Annotated in this window: 23 protein-coding genes and 2 pseudogenes; 8 read left to right on the forward strand and 17 right to left on the reverse strand. The window is 58.9% G+C overall.

Features of this window, described 5'->3' with window-relative positions:
• Window positions 1–113 precede the first annotated feature (113 nt).
• Both E3W21_RS29685 and E3W21_RS32095 read left to right on the forward strand, forming a co-directional pair.
• A pseudogene (locus E3W21_RS29685) lies at window positions 114–542 on the forward strand (restriction endonuclease); the annotation flags it as partial.
• Between the two features lie 35 nt (window positions 543–577).
• Window positions 578–808 (forward strand): annotated as a pseudogene (locus tag E3W21_RS32095) (hypothetical protein); the annotation flags it as partial.
• 1 nt (window position 809) lies between these two features.
• Here E3W21_RS32095 and E3W21_RS29695 read toward each other — a convergent pair.
• The 3 genes from E3W21_RS29695 to E3W21_RS29705 are packed head-to-tail and all read right to left on the reverse strand — an operon-like array spanning window position 810 to window position 2,966.
• Window positions 810–2,186 (reverse strand): class I SAM-dependent DNA methyltransferase, encoded by a 1,377-nt coding sequence (locus E3W21_RS29695; RefSeq protein ID WP_134423274.1) that lies wholly within the window; start codon window positions 2,184–2,186, stop codon window positions 810–812.
• Between the two features lies 1 nt (window position 2,187).
• A complete protein-coding gene (locus tag E3W21_RS29700) occupies window positions 2,188–2,778 on the reverse strand; it encodes a restriction endonuclease subunit S (RefSeq protein ID WP_129440844.1) in 591 nt (196 codons plus the stop codon).
• Window positions 2,775–2,966: a hypothetical protein gene (locus E3W21_RS29705; RefSeq protein ID WP_129440842.1), complete on the reverse strand. Its 192-nt coding sequence runs from the start codon at window positions 2,964–2,966 to the stop codon at window positions 2,775–2,777. Before E3W21_RS29705 ends, E3W21_RS29700 begins: the two co-directional genes overlap by 4 nt.
• 450 nt (window positions 2,967–3,416) lie before the next feature.
• On the opposite strand from E3W21_RS29705, the gene E3W21_RS29710 reads away from it, so the two are divergent.
• Window positions 3,417–4,484: a YhcG family protein gene (locus E3W21_RS29710; RefSeq protein ID WP_134423276.1), complete on the forward strand. Its 1,068-nt coding sequence runs from the start codon at window positions 3,417–3,419 to the stop codon at window positions 4,482–4,484.
• Between the two features lie 63 nt (window positions 4,485–4,547).
• Here the strand turns inward: E3W21_RS29710 and E3W21_RS29715 are convergent, their stop codons facing one another.
• The 6 genes from E3W21_RS29715 to E3W21_RS29740 are packed head-to-tail and all read right to left on the reverse strand — an operon-like array spanning window position 4,548 to window position 14,726.
• Window positions 4,548–5,363, reverse strand: a complete 816-nt coding sequence (locus tag E3W21_RS29715) for a YfaP family protein (RefSeq protein WP_134423278.1) — start codon at window positions 5,361–5,363, stop codon at window positions 4,548–4,550.
• Window positions 5,364–5,366: 3 nt separating this feature from the next.
• Window positions 5,367–6,986: a DUF2300 domain-containing protein gene (locus E3W21_RS29720; RefSeq protein WP_134423280.1), complete on the reverse strand. Its 1,620-nt coding sequence runs from the start codon at window positions 6,984–6,986 to the stop codon at window positions 5,367–5,369.
• Window position 6,987: 1 nt separating this feature from the next.
• Window positions 6,988–11,553, reverse strand: coding sequence for an alpha-2-macroglobulin (locus E3W21_RS29725; protein ID WP_134423361.1), 4,566 nt, complete (start codon window positions 11,551–11,553; stop codon window positions 6,988–6,990).
• On the reverse strand, window positions 11,550–12,200 hold the full coding sequence (locus E3W21_RS29730; protein WP_134423359.1) for a DUF1175 domain-containing protein: 651 nt from the start codon (window positions 12,198–12,200) through the stop codon (window positions 11,550–11,552). The genes E3W21_RS29725 and E3W21_RS29730 overlap by 4 nt, the downstream gene beginning before the upstream one ends.
• Window positions 12,185–13,897 (reverse strand): DUF2138 domain-containing protein, encoded by a 1,713-nt coding sequence (locus E3W21_RS29735; protein ID WP_134423282.1) that lies wholly within the window; start codon window positions 13,895–13,897, stop codon window positions 12,185–12,187. Before E3W21_RS29735 ends, E3W21_RS29730 begins: the two co-directional genes overlap by 16 nt.
• A 37-nt stretch (window positions 13,898–13,934) precedes the next feature.
• A complete protein-coding gene (locus tag E3W21_RS29740; protein ID WP_046047362.1) occupies window positions 13,935–14,726 on the reverse strand; it encodes a YfaP family protein in 792 nt (263 codons plus the stop codon).
• A gap of 278 nt (window positions 14,727–15,004) precedes the next feature.
• On the opposite strand from E3W21_RS29740, the gene E3W21_RS29745 reads away from it, so the two are divergent.
• The 5 genes from E3W21_RS29745 to E3W21_RS29770 all read left to right on the forward strand — a co-directional run bounded on the left by E3W21_RS29745 (window position 15,005) and on the right by E3W21_RS29770 (window position 21,414).
• Window positions 15,005–16,150 carry a Fic family protein gene (locus tag E3W21_RS29745; protein ID WP_134423284.1) on the forward strand — a complete coding sequence of 382 codons (1,146 nt, stop codon included), beginning with the start codon at window positions 15,005–15,007 and terminating at the stop codon, window positions 16,148–16,150.
• Window positions 16,151–16,259: 109 nt separating this feature from the next.
• Complete coding sequence (locus E3W21_RS29750) at window positions 16,260–16,502, forward strand: exodeoxyribonuclease VII small subunit (protein ID WP_056743654.1); 243 nt, start codon at window positions 16,260–16,262, stop codon at window positions 16,500–16,502.
• Window positions 16,499–17,386, forward strand: a complete 888-nt coding sequence (gene ispA / locus E3W21_RS29755) for a (2E,6E)-farnesyl diphosphate synthase (protein WP_129440828.1) — start codon at window positions 16,499–16,501, stop codon at window positions 17,384–17,386. Before E3W21_RS29750 ends, ispA begins: the two co-directional genes overlap by 4 nt.
• Before the next feature lie 91 nt (window positions 17,387–17,477).
• Window positions 17,478–19,376, forward strand: coding sequence for a 1-deoxy-D-xylulose-5-phosphate synthase (gene dxs, locus E3W21_RS29760; protein ID WP_134423286.1), 1,899 nt, complete (start codon window positions 17,478–17,480; stop codon window positions 19,374–19,376).
• A gap of 154 nt (window positions 19,377–19,530) precedes the next feature.
• Window positions 19,531–21,414, forward strand: coding sequence for a TonB-dependent receptor domain-containing protein (locus E3W21_RS29770; RefSeq protein ID WP_134423288.1), 1,884 nt, complete (start codon window positions 19,531–19,533; stop codon window positions 21,412–21,414).
• Between the two features lie 120 nt (window positions 21,415–21,534).
• On the opposite strand, the gene E3W21_RS29775 is transcribed toward E3W21_RS29770, so the two are convergent.
• From E3W21_RS29775 to ribE, 8 genes are all read right to left on the reverse strand, one after another.
• On the reverse strand, window positions 21,535–22,335 hold the full coding sequence (locus E3W21_RS29775; RefSeq protein WP_134423290.1) for a cobalamin-binding protein: 801 nt from the start codon (window positions 22,333–22,335) through the stop codon (window positions 21,535–21,537).
• Complete coding sequence (locus tag E3W21_RS29780; protein ID WP_033059418.1) at window positions 22,335–22,754, reverse strand: hypothetical protein; 420 nt, start codon at window positions 22,752–22,754, stop codon at window positions 22,335–22,337. Before E3W21_RS29780 ends, E3W21_RS29775 begins: the two co-directional genes overlap by 1 nt.
• Entirely contained in the window at window positions 22,751–23,368 is a 618-nt protein-coding gene (gene ribA, locus E3W21_RS29785) for a GTP cyclohydrolase II (RefSeq protein WP_033059420.1), read from the reverse strand. Before ribA ends, E3W21_RS29780 begins: the two co-directional genes overlap by 4 nt.
• A 239-nt stretch (window positions 23,369–23,607) precedes the next feature.
• Complete coding sequence (locus tag E3W21_RS29790) at window positions 23,608–24,345, reverse strand: ABC transporter substrate-binding protein (protein WP_134423292.1); 738 nt, start codon at window positions 24,343–24,345, stop codon at window positions 23,608–23,610.
• A 22-nt stretch (window positions 24,346–24,367) separates the two neighbouring features.
• Complete coding sequence (locus E3W21_RS29795) at window positions 24,368–24,871, reverse strand: phosphatidylglycerophosphatase A (RefSeq protein ID WP_003228639.1); 504 nt, start codon at window positions 24,869–24,871, stop codon at window positions 24,368–24,370.
• Window positions 24,868–25,833 (reverse strand): thiamine-phosphate kinase, encoded by a 966-nt coding sequence (thiL, locus tag E3W21_RS29800; protein ID WP_134423294.1) that lies wholly within the window; start codon window positions 25,831–25,833, stop codon window positions 24,868–24,870. Before thiL ends, E3W21_RS29795 begins: the two co-directional genes overlap by 4 nt.
• Window positions 25,834–26,008: 175 nt before the next feature.
• A complete protein-coding gene (nusB, locus tag E3W21_RS29805; protein WP_008153530.1) occupies window positions 26,009–26,509 on the reverse strand; it encodes a transcription antitermination factor NusB in 501 nt (166 codons plus the stop codon).
• On the reverse strand, window positions 26,506–26,982 hold the full coding sequence (gene ribE, locus E3W21_RS29810; protein WP_003185938.1) for a 6,7-dimethyl-8-ribityllumazine synthase: 477 nt from the start codon (window positions 26,980–26,982) through the stop codon (window positions 26,506–26,508). Before ribE ends, nusB begins: the two co-directional genes overlap by 4 nt.
• Window positions 26,983–26,990 lie beyond the last annotated feature (8 nt).

Genomic DNA, 26,990 nt, shown 5'->3' on the forward strand with positions numbered 1-26,990 from the left:
CTACCGCAGGCACAATCGGTTGGGGACTACGAAGCCTTGCTGCCATGGAACTGCTCGCCAGAGATGCCACGGTAAACGACTGCCTCATCTTGAGGTAGGTGTAGTTCGTGGATCGGTTACGCCCCAACCGTTTCGAAGTGATCGTACTGGATGTGCTTCATCGCCTGGGATACGGCGCCAGTCGCAACGATCTGCAGCGTGTCGGTGGGTCTGGGGATGCCGGCATTGATGGCATCATTTCGCTCGATAAGCTGGGGCTAGAGAAGGTTTACGTTCAAGCCAAGCGCTGGCAGAACACCGTCGGCCGCCCTGAGCTGCAGGCATTCTACGGTGCACTCGCCGGGCAAAAGGCTAAGCGTGGGGTGTTCATCACAACCTCTGGTTTCACGGCACACGCTGTCGACTTCGCCAAATCGGTGGACGGTATTGTGTTGGTGGATGGCACGCGACTGGTACATCTGATGATGGATCATGAAGTGGGTGTTACATCGCGATTGCTGCGGTTGCCGGCGCTGGATCGTGATTATTTTGATGAGGAGTGAATACCGTGGATGTAATGGGTAAAGGTATTGCGCTGATGTTGGCGACGGTCGGTTGGTTGCTGAGTCAGGAGGGGTATCTGCGACTGTCCCTGCTTTGCGCGAAGCGTTGAAGCATTGGAGTGGCGGAGCCGATGCTGCCGCCCGCAAGAGCTGACTGTTAACAATTGGCGCTTGAAATTGCTCTCAAACGCCTGATTTCTAGCGGTTTCAGGTCTGAAATTGCGGCCCCAACCGATCAGACCATTGGCTTTTTATCTTACTTATAAATCAAGATTTCTTTTTCAAGCCAGATATGAGCCCAAACATTTCTTTCTGTAGATCTGCCAACTGTCCCTCAAGACCAATTTGACGTTCAACCAATGTTTCCAAAGGTTCAACATCTTCGAGCACTTCACGAAGAAGGTATTTGGAAACGGTCAAATTCCAATCATTATTTTCTATATCGACCAACGGCACCAATTTAGAAAAGACCCCATCATCTGCTCTTGCATCGCACAGAGCAACGACCTTACTCACTGCCTCGCCGACAATAACATTCCGATTACGGTCTTTCGAAAAAAAGCTAGAAGCGTCAACAAAAAGAACATCACTTTCATTTCGAGTCCGACGGAGAACTAAAATATTCGCGGGGACAGCAGTACCGTAAAAAGTATTTGACGGTAACGCTACAACCGTTTCAATATGATGATTATTTAAAAAATTTACTCTAATAGCCTTCTCTATACCCTGCCGAGAGAGAACGCCAGTAGGAACAACAATGGCAGCACGACCATTCTCCTTCAAGCTAAACAATGCTCTTTGAAGAAACGCATAATCCGCATTAGATTTTGGCGGAATACCGTATTCAAAAAAAACGTCAGTTGCATAGTCGTCCCAGCGAAGGGAAAAAGGAGGGTTCGCGGTAACCACATCAAATCGCCCAAATTTACCCTCCCCTCCAAGAGCGCTGAATATACTATTGGAAAGCTCAACACTTTCTTCATCTAACCCATGCAGGAGCATATTTGACTTAGCAATAAAAAGTGAGGCTGACGAAATCTCTTGTCCGTATAGCTTTAACTGAGCACCACTTGAGTTCTCATTTACATGTTTAGCCGCCGCTATCAAAAACCCAGCAGACCCGCACGCAGGATCATACATACTCTCCGACTCTTGAGCCTTTAGCATTTTCGTCACTAGATTCACCACACCGCGCGGGGTGTAAGAATAGCCAGCACCATCGATACTATTTTCTGCAAACATGAAGAGGAGTAACTCAAAACACTCTCCAAGCGCTGTTCGACCACCGACACCCTCGAATGGCAACTGGCTCAACCCTTGCCACAACTCATACAGGTCCATTTTTAGACCTGCGTCTGTCCTCATAGAAGCAACGGACTTTTGACACACCGAAACAAAGTACTCTCTAAAATCACTTGAGACGTCCCCACTGCTTTCAACGACAATTTTCAACCATCGATCAAAATTCTCCCGTCCATCTAACAAAGGTGCGCTCTTAAAATAATCAGAATCTAAAAAGTAAAACCTCAGAACCATAAACAGTACTATTTGCTCAACCAACTCTGAGCCACTCAAGCGTGAGCGCAGCCGCTCAATCGAGGGAGCGACAACATTAACAAAGCCCTGCCGCAAGCTATTTATCACTTTACTTACCCCCCAACACTTGCACACAAGCACTGGCCATCAGGTTTTCACCATTTACCAAAAGGGCCTGCAATGCTGATTTCTGCTTGCACCAATTATCATAGATTTTCAGAATCATTGCCTGATCCTCAGGACTCGGAATCGGAATCTCTATTTCAGATAAATTTTTAATACTTATGTTTGGAATCGTAGCACCACCACGAATTGAGTCTAGAGCTCTACGACCAAAAGGTGAATTCAAATACCAATGAAAATATGCAGAACTAACACCCTGATCTTCCGACTTTATAACTGCCACTTGATTCGTCGTAGTGACTAAAACATCAGAATTATCCACGCTATAAATCATAGCTTCACTCCTATTCCCTCTCAAAGGCAATAGGACATCACCAAAAGCCAAGGGTGTTTTAGCCTTGGCGGGATCAATTTCCGCAAATGGCAATTCGTCAGCATCAAAAAAAGCACCCTCACGAATATCTTTTATTTGAATTAAACGTATGCCACTCTCATCGTTCGTTGCTTCTGCTTTTTCTCTGAAAGTCTGCCCGAGTGAAATCTTTGCAATCGATGAAAGTTTCTTTTTCTGAATCATTTTTTGAAGAGTCCGCTTTGGTCGACAGCGTCTTTTTTTAGGGCGACCTCAATGCTGTTGATGTGTGAGCCGTCGATCGCGGTTGACAAGGATTGTCTGAAGTCGAAACTGATGTTCGGGCTTAGAACAAGAAAAATCGCCACCGTCAGGGCGTGAGTAGAAAATTTCTTAGATCGTTTCTTTTTCATTTTTTGCTCCACCCATCGATTGAGAGAATCAGTGGCAACCAGAACGTGAGTACTGACCATACTGTCACTGTGTGTGCGGCAAGAATAGGCATTACTCCTCCGCCTGTCAATTCAGTATTGCCAGTACCACATAAAATTCTTTTGTCGATCATTCACTATGGATGGTTAAACGCCCCCTCTTGTAACCTATTTTTCAGACAGGGCCCGTGAAAATGCAGCAACGCCCTCTCACGATAAAAAGGGACAGATTTATTTTCCGTGCATTGAGCAACAACGGCCTAAAAGTAAGCATCTTCGCTGTCTTTTGAAGGAAAGTTCCTAGAAAGCCCAACCTGCTTGCGCCTGACAAATGGGCTTACTAATCTTCGACCGTCGCCACTGACCTCTAAACCGAGATAGCGGCACACGCGGCGAAGGCCGCGCCGAAAAAAAGCCATCAGGGAAAAATGCATGAGCGACACCCCCGCTAGCCTGAGCACGCCACCCGAAGGCTATGGTGATTGGCTGGCCGACCTGAAATCCCGAATCCATTACGCTCAGCAGCGCGCCACTCTGGCGGCGAACCGCGAACTGGTGCTGCTCTACTGGCAGATCGGTCAGGATATTTTGGTCCGTCAAGCGCAACAGGGCTGGGGTACCAAGGTAATCGACCGCTTGGCTCAGGACTTGCGCGTAGCCTTTCCTGATATGAAGGGCTTTTCTCCACGTAACCTCAAATACATGCGCGCCTTCGCCGAAGCGTGGCCGGACGCGGAATTTGTGCAACAAGCTGCTGCACAATTGCCCTGGGGTCACAATCTGGTGCTGCTAGACAAGCTTCATGGCCCTGAAACCCGCCGTTGGTATGCCGCCCAGGCCATCGAGCACAACTGGTCGCGCAACATTTTGGTGATGCAGATCGAGACCCGTCTGCTGGAGCGTAGTGGCAAGGCAGTCAGCAACTTCGATAGCCAGTTGCCCAAACCGCAATCCGACCTTGCCCGCGAATCACTGAAAGACCCTTACCGTTTCGACTTCCTCGGCCTGACTCTTGATGCCCAGGAGCGCGAGATCGAAAACGCTCTGGTTAAACACGTTACTGATTTCTTGCTGGAACTGGGTGCGGGTTTCGCCTTCGTCGGCAAGCAAGTGCTGCTAGACGTAGGCGGTGACGAGTTCTTCATCGATCTGCTGTTTTATCACCTCAAGCTACGCTGCTACGTGGTGATCGAACTCAAGGCTGGCAAGTTCAAACCTGAGCATTTGGGGCAACTGAGTTTTTACCTCACTGCAGTGGATGCGCAACTCAAACATCCGCAGGACGGCCCGACCATTGGCCTTCTACTATGCAAGAGCAAGAACAAGAACAAGGTAGTGGCCGAATATGCGCTGCGAGATAACGCCCGCCCTATCGGCGTGGCCGAGTACCAGTTGGTGGAGTCCTTGCCGGCAGAGCTTCAAACCAGCCTGCCCAGCATCGAACAGATTGAGCGCGAGCTGGCCAGTGATGACGCTTTCATGGAGGACGAATCGCAATAATCGGACAACCAAGGATCGGGGACTGCAGCTACGTAAAAACGCTGCGGTCGCTTTATTTCACCCTCACGGATAACTAAACCCCTTAACCAACGTCAACTCCCCCACCGCCCGCATCGGCACCAGGAACGTTTCCATCTTCTCGTTCGGCGTCCCTTCCTCGGTGATCACTGTCACCTGCGCCGTCGTCAGCGGTTGTACCGCATCTTCCTGCCCGTCTTCATCGCTGCGATACCCACCGCCAAAATAGTTCACGTAAACCAAATATTGCCCCTTGATCGGCGCCGGCATGGCGAAGATTTCCGGGCCGTAACCCGTGGTCACGTCAACATCCAGCGCTGCGCCATTGGGTGCAACCCGGTCGCCGTACCAGATGTGCGCGCCATCCGGGGTGATGAGGTGCAAATCCAGATCGGTGTTGTCGCTGTCCCACGACAGCAACACTCGCAGTTTGGCCGGAGCAGCGCCGCCACTGGCATTGAGAAACTGCGTGCGATGCCGTTGCTGGCCATCGGGACTGCGGACTTCGACGCTGTTGCTGCCATTGGGGAATGAGAACGGACGATCAAAGCGACCAGCGGGGTCAATCTTCAGTGGCATGCTGACGCCGTTGACGATCAACCGGCCCGGCTCACCGGGCTTGGGCATGGCTTTGATCTGCCCAGTGATGCGAGCGGTATTGGCTTGGCCCACCGGTGTATTCACCGAGGAGGCCGGGTAGTTAACGGTCTGACGGAAGCTTTCGCCTTCACCCTCAGGTGCGCCGGTGCGCCAGCCGCCAACGGGCGTATCGAATTTCACGGTGCTCTCAGCCGCAAGAACTGTCGGCAGTACGCAAACAGAACAAAGGAACAGGAAGACCTGTGGATAACGGAGTTTCATGGCCTATTCCAGCAAGAGGTGGCGGGCGAGCCCTTCGATGTAGGTTTCATCCTGACCGTTGGGGTGTGCTTCGAAGGCCAGGTGCAGGTATTCGTGGGTCAGGTCGAGGCGGTCTTGCAGCGACAACACGCCGCGCACATAGAGGCGCTGGCGTTCGCGGTCGACGTAGGGGCGGCCGAAGGCCAGGCGGCAGACGGCGAAGGTGCTGACTTCGTTGTAGCCAACCTCGCTTTCCAACCGCGAACGCCAGCCGCGGCGTTGGTTCTGCAGCCAGTCTTGCGCGGCGGGGAGTGCTTCGCAGGAAGCGACTGGATTGTCCCAACGGCTGAGGCTGGCGCGGGGATAGGCGTGGAGCAGGATGGCGTCGTAGCGTTGGCCGGCGTTGGCTTGTTCGACGGCTTGCTGCCAGGAGAGCTTGTTCGGACCGGGCTCGTCGGAGTGGTAGGTGACGGTGCTGCCGGCGAGGACCAGGTCGCTGGTCCAGGCGGCGATGTTGCGTGATTCGGTGGTGGCTGGACGTGGGGCGACGCGTTGCCGGCTGCTGCTGTCGTCGATGCTCAGGCAGTCGCCGTTGCGGGTGGCGTTTTGCAGCAGGTACGTGCGGATCGCGATGGCCAAAGCTTTGGCGGCTTCGGCGGGCTCGGGTCTGGCCTCGCGCTGGAGGACGCGGGCGACGTATTCTTCGCGGTCCAGACGGGCGATCAGGTTGTCTTTCACCAAAAACAGTTCGCCGTCGCTGTGGATATCGAGTTGGTTGCCGTTGGTGAATTCGACGCGGTAATCGCCCAGCAAGGGCCCGGACTCAACAACACGATCCCCCGCCAGAACGCGCCCGACGGGATAGCGTGAAAACAGCCCCACCTCGACACAACGTCCCGCATCCAAAGGCCAATCCACCGGCAACACCGAAGCCAACGCCCCACCGTAGTTACGCAAGACCATTTGACTGGTCCCACGCCCGCCAGCCCAAACCGGCGTGCCATCCGCCAACCAACCGGCAAACCCACCCTGACGCGACGAAGGATCCTGATCCCCCAACCAGCTCCAGGTTTTCACCCGCAACCGGCCACCGAGTTCGCCCACAACATTGCCGTCAGCCGCATTCAACACCACATCCAGCAACGCCCGCCGCGCCTGATCCTGCGCCGGCATCACGGCCAGCATTCGCAGCAACTCAGTCACTGAAACTCGTGTGGAAGGCTGCAACGAAGCCAAATCCAGCAACCACTCCGGTGCCTGCCGCGCCTGCCAATACGTGCGCCAGTCAGCGCCAGCAATGCCCAACCGCTGCGGCTCAAAGTACAACCCGCACGACTTCACCAACGCCTGATCGCGCTCAATCTTGCCGCCCGCCGTGCAGCAGTAAACTTCATCTTTCGACTGACCGCGACACTCGTAAGGCGATTCATGTGCACCGGTATCCGCCAGCCAGCCGTAGACAAACAACTTCCACACACTGCCCAGCGGAGTCTGCAAATCAGCCGGCAACGGCTCGCGAGACATCACCTGAGTCCGGCTCAACGACAGCAACTCACCTTTAAAAGCCAGTCGTAGCGGCTCCTCCTGCGCTGTCGCCAGCGCAGGGATCAAGCACAGCAGCAACCAGACCAGAGGTCGGGTCATGTCAGTTGACCGTGACCTGGCCGAGGGCCGGTTTCTGTTCCTGAGCCTGATGCTGCGGCGCGTAAACCTGAGTGAAACGCACCGGCGGCAGGTTGAACTGGCCTTTCTGCGAGAAACGCACCAAATGACGCAGACGCAATTCACCACTCAAGGCATCGACCGGAATGGCATAGGCCATCTGCCCCGGCTCGAAACGCGCCTTCTCCAACGCGGACGGTTCGGTGCCGGCCTTGCCCATGAGCTTGATGCCCCACGTGGTGCGTTCGACATCGGCACCCGGTGGCAGCGGCACTTCGAGCATGCCGTAGCGCAGCGGTTTGGCCGCTTTGCTGGTGATGATCACTTCGTCCAGATACAGGCTGTCGCTGGACAACGGTTGGGTGCCGACCGCTTCCAGTTTGAAGGTGAAGGCTTCGTCGCCCGGAACCAGACGCGACAGGCGACGAGTGATGGTCACGGCCATCGGATCTACCAGCGGTTGTTTGGTCTGGAAGCTCAACGCCGCTCGCAACGGACGCTCTTGCGCACCGGTCAGCGACAGCACTGCAGGCACTGGCGCAGCACCCTGCCACGTCCAATAAGTCTCACCGGTATCACCGTATTTTTTCTTCCAGCCTTCACCCGGTGCCAGTGCAATGGTGGGCGAAGCCTGCTCGATGCTGCGCTGCAACCAGGTCAGCGCCAACGCACGTTCCAGGGTCGATTGCTGTGGCAGCAGACGTTGCAACAACGCTTGCGCGTGAGCCTGATCGAAGGCTTGCAGTGACAGGTTCAAGGCTTCGGCAAACGGCTGCGAGCTGACGGCCAAACGCTGTTGCGCATCCGCCAGTTGACGATTGAATGCGTCCGGCAGAATCACTTTCGATTGCTTCGCCAAAGAGGCCGTCAGCGCACGAGCGGCCGCCAGACCCAGCGCCGAATCCGGATCGCTCATGACGATGCTGTCCTCGCCATCGTCCATCAGGTTCGCCGCATTACCCTCGCCCGCTTTCGACAGATCATCCATCAAACCGCTGAGCAAGGTGTTCACCGGCAATTGCATTTGCTTGGCGAACGACAGGATCAGCGCGCGCTGCAACAGCGGCGTGTTTTTGGCCTGCTTCGAATAGACCTCCAGCACCCGCTGCCAATGCTCCGGCGGCAGGCTCAGCTCCAACACTTTGCTGGCGTGCCAGTCGGCGTAGTAGGCGTAAGCGGTGAGGAACGCATCCGGCTCACCGTCCATGCCCCACCAGGTGAAGCTCGCCGAAGGCCCGGCCATTTGCACCAGGCGCAGACGGCTGTTCTGCATGATCAGGCGCAAGCGATCGCGAATCTGCGGATTCGACGACAACGTCGGATACGCAATGCTCAGCGGCAGCAAACGACTGGCCGTTTGTTCGACGCCGCCGTATGGATAACTCAACAGATCGTCGAGTGCCGAGCGGAACAGCGCTTGCGGACTGTCGTCCAGACGCAGGCGAATATCCGTCGCGTCCACCGGCAAGGTCAGCGGCGTATCACCGCTGGCCACGTCCAGGCTTTGACTTTGGGTCACCTGCCAGCCTTCGCCGGTCGCGGTCAGTCGCACAGCCAACGCATCAGCCGTTTTACCGTCCTGCACCAACTCAGCTGTCCACTCGCCACTGGCCAACGCGAACGCTGGCAGCGCGATGTAGTTGATGCCGTTATTCAGCGTCACGGGGACGCGTTGTTCGGTACCGCCGAAATGAATCACCAACTCAGCCTTGGCCGGTTTTTCCGCTTGGCTGAAAGCAAACACACCCAGATCCGGTTTGTCGCCAGCGCGGAACTTGGTGGGTCCGCTCCACTTCAGGTACAGCGGTTTTTCCGAGCGTACGAATTGCTTTTTCTGCCCGACCTGACCGTCATCGGCGATGGCCCGGGCGGTGATGCGCCAGCGGGTCAGCGAGTCCGGCATCTTGAAGGTGAAACGGGTTTTGCCGTTGGCGTCGGTGATCAATTCCGGCTGCCACGCGGCGGTGTCGACGTCTTCACGACGCGGCCGCTCCAGCACTTTCACGCCTCGCTCGCTGCGATTGGCTTTGCCTGGCGCGCCAGGGCTCCCCGGCAATGCCACGTCGTAGCTGATGAACGACAGACTGGCGCTGGTGCGCACGTTGTTGCGGCGCGGATGGTAGAAAAACTGGTCGATGGTCGGCGCGACTTCCGGTTGCAACGCGTAGACCATTTCGTCCACCACGCTGACCGTCAGGTGCGCTGGAATAGGCTTGCCAGCGAACTGCGTGGTCAAGTCCACCGACACGGTATCGCCCGGCTGATACGCCTCTTTATCGGTGACGAGGGCCACGTCAATCTGCGGCGCGATCACCTTGATGCCGGCGTTCTGGAAGCTGTACTGACCGCCCTTGGTGTAGAGCACGGAGAACGTCAGGTTCGGTGCGAAATTGTCCTTCACCGGGATCCGCGCGCGGTACTGGGTCTCGCTGAGTTTTTCCATCTTCAGCCAGTCGCCGCCCTTGGACAGCAGCGCTGTGGCCTCGACCTTGTCGCGCTCGAGCGACAGCAGCGCATCGCTGATCGGCTCAGGGAACGTGATCAATGCGAGGGCTTCGTCGCCGGCCTTGTACTCGGGTTTATCGAGGACGATTTCCACGGTGCCCGGCACCGCTTTAACGCCTTCGCCCGTGACCGAATGACCGGTGGCGCCGACGACGCGGCCATGGTCATCCTTCAACGTCAGGTTGTAAGTACCCGGACGGTCGAAGGCCAAAGTGAAGCCTTTGTCTTTCGCGGCGAGTTTGCCCTCGCCGGTGGTCTGGTCTTCCAGGCGCACCCAGCTATAAATGCTCGGTGTGACCGTTTTGCTTTGCTCGCTGCCGCCTTCATTCAAATAACTGAACGCAACCTTGTCGCCCACCGCGCTAAAACGCTGAGGCGCGCGCAGGCTGAAACTCGCCGCGCCGCGGTCGATGAGGATTTCCTTGGTGGTCTTGACCCGATACGCCGCGCCATCGCTGGCGAACACGGTGAGCATGTAGCGGCTCGGTTTGTCGGCGGCCGGCAGGTCGAGGGTCGCGTTGCCCTTGGCGTCGGTGGTCAGTTCGGTGCTGGTCAGTTCAACCGGGAATTGTCCGAGGTATTGCAATTCGTTGTCGACCATCGACAGTTGTTGGGCGCGCAGGCTCAGGGTCAACTTGGCGTCGGCCACCGGTTTACCGTCCGGGTACAGCAGGACGAGGCTGCCCTTCACCGGTTCGCCGGTGCGGTAATCCTGTTTGGCCAGGTTCAGCGAGATCTCAAAGTGCGGCTTGATGTATTCGGCGACACGGAAAGCGCTGCTGTAGGCCTGATCCTTGTAGCTGAAACGCAGTTCATAACCACCCGCCACCGCGTTGTCCGGTAACTGGAAACGACCTTGGGTGCCCGACTTGGAATCGAGTTTCAGCGCCAACGATTGCAGCGCCGTGCCGGTGGCATCGAGCACGGTCACGTTGACGTCGGCAGCGGTCGGCAGCACAGAGTCGCGGGCGTTCTTGAACTCGCGCCCGACGATCTTCAGCGACACCCAATCCCCCGGCCGGTACAGCGGCCGGTCGGTGAAGGCATAGAGTTTGGTGTCGTAGATTTCGCTGTCGTAATAGAAGTTCTCGGAGACAAACACCCCGCCCTCTTCGTCCTCGCCAATCACGAACGAACGCTCCGGGCTGACGTGTTTCAGACGCAGCAAACCATCGGCATCGGTGGCGCCGCTGCTCATCACGCCCAGGCCATCAGTCCACAGCACGTTGACCTTCGGCACCGAACTGCCTTCGTGTTTGCGCGCCGCCCATACCAGTAATTCATCACCGGCAATCTTGCTCACGGCCACGGTGTTGGAAACGAAGACCATGGTGGTCGCACGGTATTTCCCAATCAGTGCTTCGACCAGGTACAGACCCGGCTTCAGGTTGCCCAACGGGATGTAAACGTTACCCGGCGCAACGCTGACGAATTCGCTGGAAGAACCGGCGAGGTTCACGCCCTCGGGCGGCTGGATCGGTTTGGCTTGCCACAGCGGATAGCGGAATTGGCTGACCACCGGCAAGCCCGGAATCAGCGCGAATTGAGGTTGAGCGTCATAGGGCGTTGGCGCGGCCATCGCGGTGCCCATCTTCAGCTCTGGCACTTCCTCGGTGACTTGTTTACGCGATTCGTAGGAGAACGCCCGCTGCATCACCCGACGGGATTTGCGGTACCAGTTGTCCCACAGGTACGCGAGGGTGTTCGACAGGCCTTCACCCTTGAACTGGCCGTCGCTGACCACGCGGTGCAGGTTCTTCTGGCGCTTGAGGAAATCCAGCGGCTTGTCGATGCGGTACACACGAATGTCAGCGCCGCCGTAAGGCTCCATGCGAAACCGACGATAATCACGGCCGGGCGCTTCGAGGCGAACCATCGCCTGTTCGTCGCTGGCAAAACTGCTGTCGGCCAGCAGGAAAAAGCTTTCACCGGCCACCGGCGTGTAGCCACTCGGCTCGACGGTGTCTTCGGCATTGACCGCCGAAAAAGGCAGCACAAAGACCAACAGCAGAGGCAGAAAACGCAACATGCGGGCACCGATCATTGGGAGAGAAAGTTCAGTCGATAGACGCCGATGAAGTTGGGGTTGGCTGCGTCGGGTATCCATCGGGTGTCCTTCCATGTCATGAGTTGCTGCAGGCTTGCGGAGCGCATGCCGTTGTCAGTCGGGGTGGTGGTGCCGGTGTGATAGGCGATGTAGCGGCCCATCCAGATCATCAGGTGCTGGTCGTCGCCCTGATCGAAAAACATCAGGTCGCCGGGCCGGGCTTGCGCCAGATCGCGGCCGACCAGATGGCTGTTGAACTGAATCAGTTTGATCGCGTTGACGTACGGCCCGACCTTGCCACCGCCCTGCTGCCATTGCTGGGCGAGGCCGCGTTGGGCCTCGCTCAGTTGCAGCTCTGGCGGCAGATAACGGTTGGACAGGCCATTGCTGCGCAGCCAATTGTCGTCATGAACTTTCAGCGCTTCGTTGGCGGCGAAACGTACCAGGCCCGCGCAGTCCTGCTGATACCAGCGCGGGCTCGGACCTTGGGTCAGTTGTTCCTGGGCGATGCGCACGAACCAGGCACGGAATACCTGGGATTGCTGCACGTCCAGCGGCGACGCCTCAGTGGCAAATGCCCGGGTGCCCAGCAGCAACGCCAGCAGGCCGAGGCCTCGGATGAGCGCTGTCACAGGGCTTTCCATTCCAGCGGCAGCCATTGCCAGTGGCCGTCGGGTTCGCTGCCTTCCGGCAAGGTCAGGGCGTACTTGCCGTAACCGCCGAGTTTGCGCAGTTTCGGGATCAGGTAGGTTTGCGCGGCGTTGTAGAACACCGGCTCCATGTCTTGCGGCAGGCTGTCGAGGGTTTCCTGCTGCATCAGTTGCGCCATGGAATCCGGGCCGAAGTAGACCGGCATCAGCAAGTCTTTTGGTACCACGTCGGCCATCGGCGGGAAGCGTTTGTCGAGAGTACCGAGGGCCTTGTCCACCAGCTTGTCGTCGAGGGAGAACAGCAGCGTCGAACCGTGGCGCGCCAGGCTGACTTTCATGAACGCCTTGCCGGTGATCGCGTCCGGGTTCTCGGCATCCTTGGCTTTGTAAGGACCAAAGTTGGAGCTGACCTGACGCTGCCATTGGTGGGTTGGGCCTTCCTGTTTCTCGACCACCGGGAACGCGTGTTCTTCGACGTTGCCTTCGTAGGCACCGACCATCGAGCCGAACAGGTTGCCCAGGTCGCCGTCGAGTTTGGCGCTGTCGTCATCGTTCAGGCTGGCCACTAACAGCGGCGTGTACAACCGCGAATCGGCGTACCAGCAGAGGCCGGCGGCACCGGCCATGTGATCGGTCAGGGCCTGGGCCACAGACTCTTCGGCGCCGAGTTTCACCAGCAGCGGTTTCTGTTGTTCGGCAGCGAGCGGCAAGGCGACACAGGCACTGGCGCCCATCGGCATGGCTTGCCAGATCGGCTTGAAATCGAAGTCCGGCTGGTTGTCCAGTTCATCCATGGCGAGGAAGCTGTGCCAGCCCTTGTCGTCCATGTCGAAACGCAGCCCGGCGAAGTTCGGGATGAAACGCTGATAACCCATGGCCAGGACGCTGGAATTGACCGACAGGCGTTGTTTCACTTCAGGCGTGCGCGGTGGCAGGCCGAAGGCTTCGGGGAACAGTTTGTCGCCGTTAAGCAACGCGGCGATGGATTTGGTAGAGACGCTGCCCGGTTCTTCCGAAGGGCCACTTTCCGCGTCATAGAGTTTGGTCGGGTTGGACAGCACCACCAGTTTGTCGCCATGGGAGGCGAACACCAGCGCCTTGCTGTTGTTATAGGTCAGTTGATAGAGCGCCACCTCATCGGCGCCGACTTTCACTGTGGCGACGGTGGTCAGCTGCGAATCATCCAGCGCCACTTTCGCCAGCGGCTCCAGCACCTTGGCCAGACCACCGCGATCCATCACCAACAAAAAGTCTTTCAGGCGACCATCCGCTCCACGCCACAGCGCCACGTCCGCCGGTTGATCGAAGAGCTGCTCGATCAGGCTGTCCTGCAATTTCAGGTCATGTTCGTAAATGATCCGCCGCAGACTGCCGATCAAGCCGAGGCGATCGGCGTGCGCTTCGTAATAGAAGACGAAATCTTCAGTCAGGGTTTCCTTGAGGAACGGCACCGCCAGTAAATCCTTGGGCAACTGGCTCAAGGAGTGGGTTTCGAGCAGACCGTCCGGCCGGCTCATGCCCAGTTTGTCGCTGGCCAACGCCGCTGGCGGCGCCTTGGGTTTGTGCATGAACCAGCCCAAACCGCCCGCCACGCCAGCCACCAGAAGCAGCCCGACCAGCAGCACCGGCCAGCGGCGAGGAGTTTTGGCTGCTGGCGTTTCGGCGGCCGGAGAAACAGTGTTATCGCTCATGTTCACAAAACCCGATGTCATCCGTGGAGCGGGATGCTTAATAGTTGAAAGTCTTGACCAGCAGCAGGTCACCGATGGCCCGCAGGGGCACGATGAAGGTCTCGCGTTTTTCGTCGACGGTGTTTTCGTTGAGCACCAGGTTGATCTGCGAGGTGATCACCTCGTTCTGGTTGCTGGTCTCATCGAAGTTATAGCCGCCACTGCCGAAGTTGCCCCAATAGTTCACGTAAACCAGATAGGTGCCATGCATCGGCGCGGTCATGGTGAACATTTCCGGGCCGGGGCCATCGACGCCGTCCGGGTCCAGACCGCCGCCGTTGCTCATCGCCGGGCGAGCCCAGAACGCATGCTGGCCGTCGGGGGTAATGATGTGCAGATCGAGTTCGGCTTTCGGATCATCCCAACCCAACACCACGCGAATCCGCGCCGGAGTGCGCAGGTTGTTGGCTTCATAGAATTGAACGCGCTTGAGCGATTGGCCTTCGGAGCTGCGCACTTCGACGCTGTTGGAGCCGGCGCCGAACGCATACGGCCGGGCGAAACGCCCTTGGTCGTCGGTGTACAGATTCAGAGGATTGCCGTTGACGGCCAGGGTGTGCGGCCCTCGCTGAGTGCCGATGGCCTTGAGCTGGCCCTGGATCATGGTGCGATTGCGCTGCACACCGCGATCGATAGGTGGCGTGGGGTAGGCGACTTGAGGATTTTCGCTGCGGTCCAGCAGGCCGGAATAACGCCAGCCACCCACCGGTTCCGACACCTCGGCCGAAGGCTCGGCCAACGCTGCGGTCGCGCAGACGAGCCCCATCAGCAATAGAAGAAATGAACGCATGTGACGCCTCCTGCCATGCATAACGAAACCTTGCGCCCGATCCTCGGCGCGTTACAGATCCAAAAACTGCGTTTCGTCAAAAAGACCCATGACTATCGGGTCGTAGAAGGCGCGAAGATTAGCCATTCGGCGGTTTTTTAACAATCGGATACCTCTATATTTGCGGGGGGATTCACGCTGGCAGGTGGACGGTGAGCCGAATAGGCGTCATATTCGGCTCACCATATGAGCCGAATAACGTTTTTATTCGGCTCACCCTCTCCAAGAGCACTGAGTTCATGGCACCTGACTGGATCTGGCAGCAGCCCGATTGGCCCAATTTCAACTGGCAAGCAGAGCGCCTGACTCCGCTATTGCGCGAGTGCGTGCAGGCCCAAGGTCGGTTGATGGGCATGGCCAGCTCAGTGGGCAGTTCGCTGAGTGCTCAGAGCGAACTGGATGCACTGTTGCAGAACATCGTGACCTCATCCGCCATTGAGGGTGAGCAGCTGAATGTCGGCTCGGTTCGCTCGTCATTGGCGCGGCGGTTGGGGATGGAGCTGGTCGATGGCAACAATGTCAGCCAGCGCAGTGAAGGGCTGGCGCAATTGATGCTCGACGCCACTCAGCATTTCGCTGAACCGCTGACGCTGGAGCGATTACTGGATTGGCACGAATGGCTGTTTCCCGAGCAAGAGACCGATCTCGCTGCCCGGCCGATCCGCGTCGGTGCGCTACGCGGCGATGATCCGATGCAAGTGGTGTCCGGCCGCCTCGACAGGCCAACCGTTCACTTCGAAGCCCCGCCTCGTCAGGGCCTTGAGCGACAGCTCGACACTTTCCTCACCTGGTTTACCGCCAGCCGAAATCAGGCGGGACTCGATCCATTGCTGCGGGCCGGCATCGCGCACTTCTGGTTCGTCACCCTGCACCCTTTCGACGATGGCAACGGGCGCCTGACGCGCACGATCACCGATCTGGCATTGGCTCAGGGTGAAGATCAAGCCATCCGTTTCTATGCCATGTCGGCGAGCATTCTCGAAGACCGGTCCGGCTATTATCGAGTGCTCGAAACCTGCCAGAAAGCCACACTGGATATCACCGAGTGGCTGGAGTGGTTTCTGCAAACCCTGCTGCGCAGCTTGCAGCAAGCCATGGCCCGGATCGAAAGCGTGCTGGGCAAGGCGCGTTTCTGGCAGGCGCACAGGATGTCATCGCTGTCGGTTGACCAGGTAAAGGTCCTCAATCGCTTGCTTGATGGTGGGGAACGAGGTTTCGAGGCGGGCATCAGCGCGGCTCAATACCAGGCAGTCGCCAAGGTTTCGAAAGCCACCGCGACCCGTCATCTGGCCGAACTGCTGGAGAAGGGCTGCCTGGAACGCCTGCCCGGCGGAGGGCGCAGTACTCGGTACCGGATCAGTTATCCCGATGACGCAGCATCCTGAGTCCGGTTTTTCCGACGTCGCAGCAGGGCTTTTACGGGCTGCTCATTTGCCCATACCCCCCATGTCTGCTAGTGTCGCGCCGGTTTAACGTCAACCGGAAATAGCCGCCATGGCCCGCAAAAAAGCTGCACTGGATTTCGAACAATCTCTCGCTGACCTGCAAACGCTGGTGGAGCGTCTGGAGAACGGCGAATTGTCGCTGGAAGACTCGCTGACGGCTTTCGAGCAGGGCATCGGTCTGACCCGCGATTGCCAGGCGGCGCTGGCCCAGGCCGAGCAAAAGGTTCAGGTGCTGCTCGAGCGTGATGGCGAGCTGGCCGAGGAACCCTTCGAAGCGGATCAACCAGAATGATTGCAGCGTATTCGGCGACCAGCCAGGCCCGCGTCAACGCTGCACTGGAAACCCTGTTCAACGCACCGAGCCCTGAGCTCGCGCGTCTGTACGAAGCCATGCGCTACAGCGTGATGAATGGCGGCAAACGGGTTCGCCCGCTGCTGGCCTACGCCGCGTGCGAAGCGCTGGGCGGCAAGGCTGAGCAGGCCAACGGCGCAGCGTGCGCGGTGGAGCTGATTCACGCTTATTCCCTGGTGCATGACGATTTGCCGGCGATGGACGACGACGATCTGCGTCGCGGCCAGCCGACCACTCACAAAAAATTCGATGAAGCCTGCGCGATTCTGGCCGGTGACGGTTTGCAGAGTCTGGCCTTCAGCGCCCTGCTCGACCCTCGCCTGAGCACCTCGGACGCTGAAATCCGCCTGCAAATGGTCAGTGCTCTCGCATTGGCCGCAGGCCCGGCCGGCATGGTCGGAGGTCAGGCCATCGACCTTGGTTCGGTCGGTCTGAAACTCGATCAAAAAGCCCTGGAATACATGCACCGGCACAAGACCGGCGCGCTGATCGAGGTCAGCGTCAAACTCGGCGCCCTGGCCAGTGGCCGTGCCGAGAAAGACGAACTCAAGTCCTTGCAGACTTATGCACAGGCCATCGGCCTGGCGTTCCAGGTGCAGGACGACATTCTCGACGTCGAAAGCGATACCGAAACCCTCGGTAAACGCCAAGGGGCCGACATCGCACGCGACAAGCCGACCTATCCGGCCCTGCTCGGACTCGATGCAGCCAAGGCCTACGCCCTGGAGCTGCGCGATCAGGCCCTGCATGCGCTGCGACCGTTTGACGCGGCAGCCGAGCCGTTGCGCGATCTGGCCCGTTATATCGTCGATCGGCGCAGCTGACGGCGTATCCGCCAAAAAAGACCTACGCGTGGGCAGGGGGCGATGCATCAGGTAAACTGCCGCATCTTTTATACCTATAACGATTCGCCTGATGCCCACGACGTTTCATGAGATTCCCCGCAAGCGCCCGACCACGCCCCTGCTCGACCGTGCCAACACGCCGGACGGCCTGCGCCGGTTAGGCGAAGCCGAGCTGGAAACCCTGGCCGATGAGTTGCGCCTGGAATTGCTCTACACGGTCGGTCAGACCGGCGGGCATTTCGGTGCCGGCCTGGGCGTCATCGAGCTGACCATCGCGCTGCATTACGTCTTCGACACCCCGGACGACCGGCTGGTGTGGGACGTGGGTCATCAGGCCTATCCGCACAAAATCCTCACCGGCCGTCGCGAGCGCATGGGCACCCTGCGCCAAAAGGACGGCGTCGCGGCTTTCCCGCGTCGTTCCGAGAGCGAGTACGACACCTTTGGCGTCGGCCACTCCAGTACGTCGATCAGCGCAGCGCTGGGCATGGCCATTGCCGCCCGCCTGCAGAACAGTGATCGCAAGGCCATTGCCGTGATCGGCGACGGCGCATTGACTGCCGGCATGGCCTTCGAGGCGCTGAACCATGCGCCGGAAGTGAACGCCAACATGCTGGTGATCCTCAACGACAACGACATGTCGATCTCGCGCAACGTCGGCGGGCTATCGAACTATCTGGCGAAGATCCTTTCCAGCCGCACTTACGCGAGCATGCGTGAAGGCAGCAAAAAGGTCCTGTCGCGCCTGCCCGGTGCCTGGGAAATCGCCCGTCGCACCGAAGAATACGCCAAAGGCATGCTGGTCCCCGGCACGCTGTTTGAAGAACTGGGCTGGAACTACATCGGCCCGATCGATGGCCACGACCTGCCGACCCTGATCGCCACCCTGCGCAACATGCGCGATCTGAAAGGCCCGCAGTTCCTGCACGTCGTCACCAAGAAAGGCAAAGGCTTCGCCCCGGCGGAAGTCGACCCGATCGGTTACCACGCGATCACCAAACTCGACCCGCTGGACGCTCCGGCCGCCGCGCCGAAGAAAGCTGGCGGACCGAAGTATTCCGGCGTGTTCGGTGAATGGCTGTGTGACATGGCCGCGTCCGATCCGCGTCTCGTCGGGATCACTCCGGCGATGAAAGAAGGCTCCGATCTGGTGGCCTTCAGCGAGCGTTTCCCGCTGCGCTATTTCGATGTGGCGATTGCCGAACAACACGCAGTGACCCTTGCTGCCGGCATGGCCTGCGAAGGCGCGAAACCGGTGGTGGCGATTTATTCGACGTTCCTTCAACGTGGCTACGACCAATTGATTCATGACGTCGCGGTGCAAAACCTCGACGTGCTGTTCGCCATCGACCGTGCCGGTCTGGTGGGCGAGGACGGCCCGACTCACGCGGGTAGCTTCGACCTGTCGTTCCTGCGCTGCATCCCCGGCATGCTGGTGATGACCCCGAGCGACGAAAACGAACTGCGCAAAATGCTCACCACCGGCCACCTGTTTAACGGCCCGGCGGCGGTGCGTTATCCGCGCGGCACTGGCCCGAACGCGACGATCGAGAAAAACCTCGAGCCGATCGAAATCGGCAAGGGTGTGGTTCGTCGTCAGGGCAGCAACGTCGCCCTGCTGGTGTTCGGCGTGCAACTGGCCGAGGCGCTGAAAGTCGCCGAGACGCTGGATGCAACCGTGGTCGACATGCGCTTCGTCAAGCCACTCGATGAAGCACTGGTTCGCGACATCGCCGGCAGCCACGAGCTGCTGGTGACCATCGAAGAGAACGCGATCATGGGCGGTGCCGGTGGCGCAGTCAGCGAATTTCTCGCCCGCGAAAACATCCTCAAGTCGATGCTGCACCTGGGCTTGCCGGACAGTTACGTCGAGCACGCCAAGCCTGCGCAAATGCTGGCCGAATGCGGGCTGGATGAGGCAGGGATCGAAGCTTCGGTTCGTGAGCGCTTACAACTCCTGAATATTTAAACGCAAAACTTTGTGGGAGCGGGCTTGCTCGCGAATGCGGACTGTCAGTCGACTGAAATGTTGACTGATCCACCGCTTTCGCGAGCAAGCCCGCTCCCACATTGGTTTTCATGCCTTTCAAAACTGCATTCGCTCCAAAGCCAATGGACTGCCGATGAAACTCTCCCGCCTCGCCCTGACGCTGACCCTGCTGCCGGCCGGTCAACTGCTGGCCGACACCTTCGAACGCGATCAGGCCCTGAAGCTTCCCGACGTGCTGATCAGCGCCAACCGTCAGGTCGAAGCTCGCAATGACAGCAGCGCCGCCAACACCGTGTTCACCCGCGAAGATATTGATCGCCTGCAACCGAGCAGCGTGACTGACTTGCTGCGTCGTGTGCCGGGTGTGCAGGTCGGACAAACCGGCGGGCGCGGGAGTCTGCCGGGGATTTACATTCGCGGCACCAAGTCAGCCCAAAGCCTGGTGCTGGTCGACGGCCAGCGCATCGGCAACGCCACCTCCGGCGACAGCAACCTGCAACACATCAACATCGAACAGGTCGAGCGCGTGGAAGTGCTGCGCGGTTCCCGCTCGGTGATTTATGGCAGCGATGCGATTGGCGGGGTGATCCAGATTTTCACTCGTCGCGGCGACGAGCAAGGCTTGCAACCGCGAATGCACGTGGGCTTTGGCAGCAACCAGACTTGGGAACGCAGCCTCGGGCTGTCCGGCGGCGACGAGCAGACCCGATTCAATCTCGGCGCCAGCCTCGATGAAACCGCCGGAATCAATCGCACCCGCGAGTCGTATCCCAGCGACGGCGATCATGACGAATACCGCAACAAATCGATGAGTTTGAGCCTGAGTCACGCTCTCACCGATGACATCGAAATCGGCGCCAACCTGCTGGATAACCGTGGCAAAAGTGAGTTCGACAATCCGTTCGGCCGCTTCGACATGGACACGTTCGGCTCAGTCCAGCAGCAGCCCTACAGCGACTTCGCGGTGAGCAGCGTCAGCAATTATGTCGATGCGCGTATCAGTGACCTGTGGAAAACCCGCGTCGAGTTCGGCCACAGCGAAAACCGCGAAAAGACTTTGGACAAGCTCGGTGACGAACGCAGTGTGTTCAACACGTATCGCGACTCGGTGAACTGGCAGAACGACCTGACCCTCGACGAGCGCAACAGCCTGATCCTCGGCGGCGACTGGTACGAGGACCGGATCAACAGCAGCACGCCATTCGACGAGGACAGCCGCTGGAACCGTGCGGCGTTCATTCAGCATCATTACCAGGCAGAAAGCTTCTCCACCGAGCTGGGCCTGCGCCGCGATCAGAACCAACAGTTCGGCGGCCAGAACAGCTGGAGCGGCACCTTCACCCTGCCGCTGAATCCGGATAACGATGTGCTGCTGACCTACAGTGAAGGGTTCCGCGCGCCGACGTTCAATGATCTGTATTACCCCGACTTCAGTAATCCGGATCTGAAACCCGAGACCTCGAAAAGCTATGAGCTGCAATGGCGCAGTCAGCTGACCGACACCGCTCGCCTGGAAGCTTCTCTGTACCGTACGGACCTGGAAGACGCGATTATTTTCGGTAGCAACTCACGGCCGCAGAACGTGGCCTCGGCACGAATCAACGGGTTCGAGGCGGCATTGAAACAGGAACTGTTCGGCTGGCAGAGCAACCTCGGCGTGGCGATCATCGACCCGCGGGATCGTGACAGTGGGCACACCCTGGCTCGTCGCGCGCGGCGGACTTTGAGCCTGGATCTGGATCGGCAGTTCGACCGGCTAGGGCTCGGCGCCAGCTGGCAGGCGGTGAGCAGCAGCTATGACGATGAGAACAATCAGCAGCCGTTGGGCGGGTATGCGTTGCTGGGGTTGCGCAGTAGCTGGGAATTGAATCGTGAGATCAAGCTTGAGTTGAAGGTCGATAACCTGTTGGACAAGGGTTATAGCCGGGCGCTGTACAGCCATGATGGCAGTCAGTATGGGTATCGCGAGGAGGGTCGGGTGTGGATGTTTGGGGTGACCTGGATGCCGGAGCTCTGATCTGAAAACTGTGGTATTTGAACTGGCCTCTTCGCGAGCAAGCCCGCTCCCACAGGGGGGGTGTGTCGCACAGAGATCCAATGTGGGAGCGGGCTTGCTCGCGAAGCAGGCACCTCGGTCTCAGCTGTCCGGCGCGATCACATGGCACAACTTCGCCGTCGCCTCGATCATCTGCCCACTCGGCCGCTCCAGCCCTTTATCCGTCACCAACAGCAATTTCCCCTGCGCCACTGCGGCAACCTGCGGCCAGGCTTTCCACGCATCGAGTTGCGCCTGATCGCTGGCCAGAATCACGTCTGGATTACGCTGCAATACCGCTTCAATACTGACCTGCGGCGCCGGCAGTGTCAGGTCGGCAAACACATTGCGCGCCCCACACACCTCAAGCGCATCGCTGATGATCTGCCCGCCGCCAACGGTGTACAGCGGTCGATCCCAGACCTGATAAAACACCCGCAATGGCACATCCCGACGATAACGCTGGCGCAGAGAACCCAGCCGTTGACGCAAATTTTCAGCCAATGAAGCGCCACGCTCCGGACGGCCGAGCTGTGAGGCAATCGCTTCAATCTGCGAAGTGAGTTGTTCGAGGTTGTGGGGTTCAGCAATGTAGGTCGGGAGGTTCAACCGCTTGAGCTGTTCACGCTGGGCCGGGCCAACGCTGCCGGGCCAGAGCAACAACAGATCGGGTTTGAGACTGAGCAACTGTTCCATGTCCAGCTGACCGTAGCGTCCAACCGAAGGCAGATCTTTGAGCTCGGCAGGACGCTCACCGGCATCCAGCACACCCACCAGCAGGTCGGCTGAACCCAGCTCAACAACGATTTCAGAGAGCGATGGCGCGAGGCTGACAACGCGTTCGACCGCAGCCGCCTGGCCACTGACGGCCAGCAGCAAAACCGCCAGCCAGAAGGGTCGCATCAGCCGAGTTGACGCGGGATACGGTAGAGGTAAAACAGCACCAGGGTCGACAGCGCCAGCAGCATCAACGGCACGGCTTCGAGGCCGACGAATACCGCCAGCGCGCCAATCCAGGCCGGTAGGCCGGCAGCCAGGAACGCCGTGCGACGCTTGGCAGCCAGGGCGATCCAGGCAGCAGGTTCTTCAGGGGTGTCGAGGGCTTTTTGAGTGGCGATCAACGCGTGTTTGTAGCCGCCAAAGAATTTCAGGCTGACAAACATCGACGCCACGCCCGCGATGAACAACGGCATCGCCAGCACCGGCAGGATCGCCTCGCTCTGGCCAAACACGCCGTTGATCACGAACAGCGGCACCAAGGCCAGCGCCAGGTATTGCCACCAATTGACGGACAGTCGCCGCCGAACCTGACCGCGGGTCACGCCCGGTCAGCCTCACCCTGATGCTCGTTGCCCATCATGTGGTCGAGCTTGCTGGCCTTGGTGGCCAGGTAGAGTTTGTTGTGCGGATTGTGGCCGGTGTGCAGCGGCACGCGCTCGGCGACCACGATGCCCATGTCGGTCAAGGCTTTGACCTTGCGTGGGTTATTGGTCATCAGACGCAGGGATTTCACGCCCAGGTGCTCCAGCATCGGCAGGCACATGGCGTAGTCACGTTGATCGGCGGCAAAGCCCAGACGCTCGTTGGCTTCAACGGTATCGGCGCCGCCATCCTGCAATTCATAGGCGCGGATCTTGTTCAGCAGGCCAATGCCACGGCCCTCTTGACGCAAGTACAGCAACACGCCACGACCTTCACGGGCGATGGCTTGCAAAGCGGCCTCGAGTTGCGAGCCGCAGTCGCAACGCTGGCTGAACAAAGCATCGCCGGTCAGGCATTCGGAATGCAACCGGCCGAGTACCGGGGCACCGTCGACGAACTCACCCAGGCTCAGCACAACGTGCTCGCGCCCGTTTTCTTCATCGAGAAAGCCGTGCATGGTGAATTGCGCAAAAGGCGTTGGCAGCTTGGAAGCGGCGACAAAAACGACAGGCACCGGTGTGCTCCTGATCAATAAGTACTGGAGATTCGCAGACGCGGCATTGTAACAGCACGTTCCGACAGACGCTTAGGCTGAATTATGGGGCATAACAATCAAAAAGTTAGATATCAGGTCCCCTGCGATCAATGTAGGAGCTGCCGAAGGCTGCGATCTTTTGATCTTGATGTGCGGTGCCTTTGAAGGCACAAAGATCAAAAGATCGCAGCCTTCGGCAGCTCCTACATTGACCGTGTTCAGTTTGAATCGAACGGATAGGGTTGTTTCCAGCGCTCGAAGATCGGTTTCAGCTGGCCGCTTTTCACCAGTTGTTCCATGCGTTGATCAAACAGCGCCATCAGTGTCCGGGCCTTGGGAGTCTTGGCAAAGCACAGATACAGCGGCAATTCTGCAATGTGGGTGCGACGGAACTGCGACGGATCCTTGGCCCGCCTGATGACGTAGTCAACCTCGGTCAGCGCGTCGATGTAAAAGTCGGCGCGGTTGTGGGTCAACATCGACAAAATCCCGGTGCGCCGCATGACTTCGTTATAGCGGCGTACGTTGGGCAGGTAATCCTGATAGTCGTAACCGCGGACCCAGGCCAGTCGATAGTTTCCCAGGGTTTCCGGGGTCGGTGCGGGGTTGCTGGCCAGTCCCAGGGCATAGATGTGATCGGTATCGAAGTTCCAGCGCGGATAGAGCAGATCGCTGGACTCATCAAGATAGGAGCCGACACAGGCATCCACTTCGCCGCGCTGGGCCAGGCCCATGGAGCGGACGTAGGGTTCGCTACGGATGTCCAGCTTGACCCCCGCCGGCTCGAAGACTTCCCGCAACACGTCCCAGCCCAGACCGTGGCCATCGGCGGCGGTGTAGTCTTCCCAGTCTTCGCTGGCCAGATGAATCACCGACGGCGTCGTCGCCCCGTCACCCGCCTGGGCGAGCGAGCAAAACATCGCGAAAATCATCACAGCCAACCAGCGTCGAGCCATCCCTAGTCCCCTGTTTTGCCCGTCAGGCAAAAATCCATACCAGCCCCTGCATCGCCAACCACGCAAACACCCCGGCCAATACGTCATCGAGCATGATCCCGACTCCGCCATGCACATGCCGGTCGATCCAGCGAATCGGCCACGGCTTGAGGATGTCGAAGAAGCGGAACATCAAAAACCCCGCCAGCAGCCAGTACCAACCTTCCGGCACCAGCCACAAGGTGATCCACATCCCGACCATTTCATCCCAGACGATGCCTTCGTGGTCGTGCACCCGCAAATCGTCGGCAACCTTGCCGCACAGCCAGAAGCCGAACAGCATGGTGATGCCGAGCATCAGCCAGTAACCCCAATCGGGCAGCATCTGCCACAACGGGATAAAGGGTAGCGCAACTAACGAACCCCAGGTGCCCGGTGCTTTTGGCAAGGTGCCCGAGCCGAAGCCGAACGCCAGGAAATGCCACGGATTGCGCCAGACCGAGGGCGGTACGAATTCCGCCGGGACCTGTTTGGGATGATCTGTCACGGTGTCTCCCGAAAATGTTGATAGCCCCGGGCTTGCGGGGTGATGTCTTGTCCGTCGGCGTCCAGAAGCACCACGCCCTGCCCCGTCACAACACGGCCGACCACATGGATCGGCCAGCCGTCGCTCAACAATTGCGGCAACTCGACGGACGGCAAGGTAAAGGCCAGCACGTAATCATCACCGCCGCTCAGGGCCGCTTTTTCGGCACCCGATTGACCGAGGAAGGCCACTAAAGCTTTCGACAATGGCAGCGTGTCCCGTTCAACCTGAATGCCGACCTGTGACGCGAGGGCAATATGCCCGCAGTCCGCGAGCAGGCCGTCGGAGATGTCCAGCGCCGAGGTGGCTTTGCCGCGCAGCGCCTGGCCCAACGCGAGTTGCGGCTGCGGCGACCAGTAATGTGCCAGCAGCGGATCGGCGATGGCGGCTTCAGCCGTCCGCTGACCGAGTACTAGCGGCAATGCCCCCGCCGCGTTACCAAGTTCACCGCCAACGCACAGCAAATCGCCTGGCTGCGCACCGCTTCGGGTCAACGCCAAACCTGCCGGCACACGACCGAATACGGTCATCGTCAGGCTCAATGGTCCACGGGTGGTATCACCGCCCACCAGCGCCACACCACAGTTCTGCGCCATGAGGTTCAAACCACGGGCGTAGGCGTCCAGCCAATCGGCGGTCACCGTCGGCAAAGTCAGGGCAAGGGTAAAGGCAACGGGAGTGGCGCCCATGGCAGCCAAATCGCTGACGGCCACGGCCAGCGAGCGCTGACCGAGCAGAAACGGGTCGCAAGGATCTGCGAAATGCACACCGGCAACCAGTGTGTCGGTGGAAATGGCCAACTGCTCCCCGGGAGGAACAGCCAGCAAGGCGCAGTCATCGCCGATCCCAAGGGCAACGCCTTCGCCGCCCTGCGCACAAGGCGCGGTGGCGAAGAAATTGCGGATCAGCTCAAACTCACCCATAGGGGTGTCCTCTCTCACCAATACTGTTCATTTTTAAGCGGCGTCTGGTGTCGCCATACTGCGTTGCCGCTCCTCGCCATAGCACGCTATGACTCGTCGCGGCGCCTTGTCTGGCAACACCAGCCACTCGCTAAAAAACGAACGTATCGGCGAGACAGGACACTGCAAGCGCCGATTAGCGCTTGAACGCCTTCACTTCAGCTTCACGCAGACGCGGGGCCAGCTTGTCGAGTACACCGTTGACGAACTTGTGGCCGTCGGTGGAACCGAAGACTTTCGCCAGCTCGATACCTTCGTTGATCACAACGCGGTACGGCACGTCGACGCGCTTGAGCAGTTCCCAGGTAGACAGGCGCAGAACGGCCAGTTCAACCGGGTCCAGCTCTTCGATGGTGATGTCCAGGCACGGCGTCAGTGCAGCGTCGATCTCAGGCTTGTGAGCCGGAACGCCGTGCAGGATGTCGTGAAAGTAAGCGGCATCGACATCGCTGAAATCGTTATCGACCCGGAACTGCGCTTCGATCTCGTTCAGCGACTGCTTGGCCATGTGCCATTGGTACAGCGCCTGAGTCGCAAGCTGACGGGCTTCGCGACGCTTGACGCTTTTCGATGGCTTGCCGGCATCCGCAGGCTTTGGATCGCGCGGGTTGAAACGATCGCTTTCGTCGCTAATCACTTGGCCTCCAACTGCGCCAGCAGGCTGACCATTTCCAGAGCGGACAGGGCAGCTTCAGCACCTTTGTTACCGGCCTTGGTGCCGGAACGTTCGATGGCTTGCTCGATGGAATCAACGGTCAGCACGCCAAATGCGACTGGAACGCCGAACTCCATGGACACCTGGGCCAGGCCCTTGGTGCATTCGCCAGCCACGTATTCGAAGTGCGGAGTACCGCCACGAATGACCGCGCCCAGGGCGATGATTGCCGCGTATTCGCCCTTCTGAGCGACTTTCTGCGCAACCAGCGGGATTTCGAAGGCGCCAGGTGCGCGGATGATGGTGATGTCGCTTTCGCTCACGCCGTGGCGAACCAGGGCATCAACTGCACCGCTGACCAGGCTTTCAACGACGAAGCTGTTGAAACGGCCTACTACCAAAGCGTAGCGGCCTTTAGGGGCGATGAAGGTACCTTCGATGGTCTTCAGGGTCATTCGTTAGA

This window comes from Pseudomonas sp. F01002 (assembly GCF_004402115.1).
Lineage (GTDB): Bacteria > Pseudomonadota > Gammaproteobacteria > Pseudomonadales > Pseudomonadaceae > Aquipseudomonas > Aquipseudomonas frigoris.

Bases quoted from the DNA above. Each gene is read 5' to 3' on its own strand.
- E3W21_RS29705 (WP_129440842.1), bottom strand. From the start codon at position 2,966: ATGAAAAAGAAACGATCTAAGAAATTTTCTACTCACGCCCTGACGGTG.
- E3W21_RS29745 (WP_134423284.1), top strand. From the start codon at position 15,005: ATGGCACCTGACTGGATCTGGCAGCAGCCCGATTGGCCCAATTTCAAC.
- E3W21_RS29790 (WP_134423292.1), bottom strand. From the start codon at position 24,345: ATGGCTCGACGCTGGTTGGCTGTGATGATTTTCGCGATGTTTTGCTCG.
- E3W21_RS29775 (WP_134423290.1), bottom strand. From the start codon at position 22,335: ATGCGACCCTTCTGGCTGGCGGTTTTGCTGCTGGCCGTCAGTGGCCAG.
- E3W21_RS29730 (WP_134423359.1), bottom strand. From the start codon at position 12,200: ATGGAAAGCCCTGTGACAGCGCTCATCCGAGGCCTCGGCCTGCTGGCG.
- E3W21_RS29710 (WP_134423276.1), top strand. From the start codon at position 3,417: ATGAGCGACACCCCCGCTAGCCTGAGCACGCCACCCGAAGGCTATGGT.
- E3W21_RS29720 (WP_134423280.1), bottom strand. From the start codon at position 6,986: ATGACCCGACCTCTGGTCTGGTTGCTGCTGTGCTTGATCCCTGCGCTG.
- E3W21_RS29750 (WP_056743654.1), top strand. From the start codon at position 16,260: ATGGCCCGCAAAAAAGCTGCACTGGATTTCGAACAATCTCTCGCTGAC.
- thiL (WP_134423294.1), bottom strand. From the start codon at position 25,833: ATGGGTGAGTTTGAGCTGATCCGCAATTTCTTCGCCACCGCGCCTTGT.
- dxs (WP_134423286.1), top strand. From the start codon at position 17,478: ATGCCCACGACGTTTCATGAGATTCCCCGCAAGCGCCCGACCACGCCC.
- ribE (WP_003185938.1), bottom strand. From the start codon at position 26,982: ATGACCCTGAAGACCATCGAAGGTACCTTCATCGCCCCTAAAGGCCGC.
- E3W21_RS29770 (WP_134423288.1), top strand. From the start codon at position 19,531: ATGAAACTCTCCCGCCTCGCCCTGACGCTGACCCTGCTGCCGGCCGGT.
- E3W21_RS29700 (WP_129440844.1), bottom strand. From the start codon at position 2,778: ATGATTCAGAAAAAGAAACTTTCATCGATTGCAAAGATTTCACTCGGG.
- E3W21_RS29725 (WP_134423361.1), bottom strand. From the start codon at position 11,553: ATGATCGGTGCCCGCATGTTGCGTTTTCTGCCTCTGCTGTTGGTCTTT.
- E3W21_RS29715 (WP_134423278.1), bottom strand. From the start codon at position 5,363: ATGAAACTCCGTTATCCACAGGTCTTCCTGTTCCTTTGTTCTGTTTGC.
- E3W21_RS29740 (WP_046047362.1), bottom strand. From the start codon at position 14,726: ATGCGTTCATTTCTTCTATTGCTGATGGGGCTCGTCTGCGCGACCGCA.
- ispA (WP_129440828.1), top strand. From the start codon at position 16,499: ATGATTGCAGCGTATTCGGCGACCAGCCAGGCCCGCGTCAACGCTGCA.
- E3W21_RS29735 (WP_134423282.1), bottom strand. From the start codon at position 13,897: ATGAGCGATAACACTGTTTCTCCGGCCGCCGAAACGCCAGCAGCCAAA.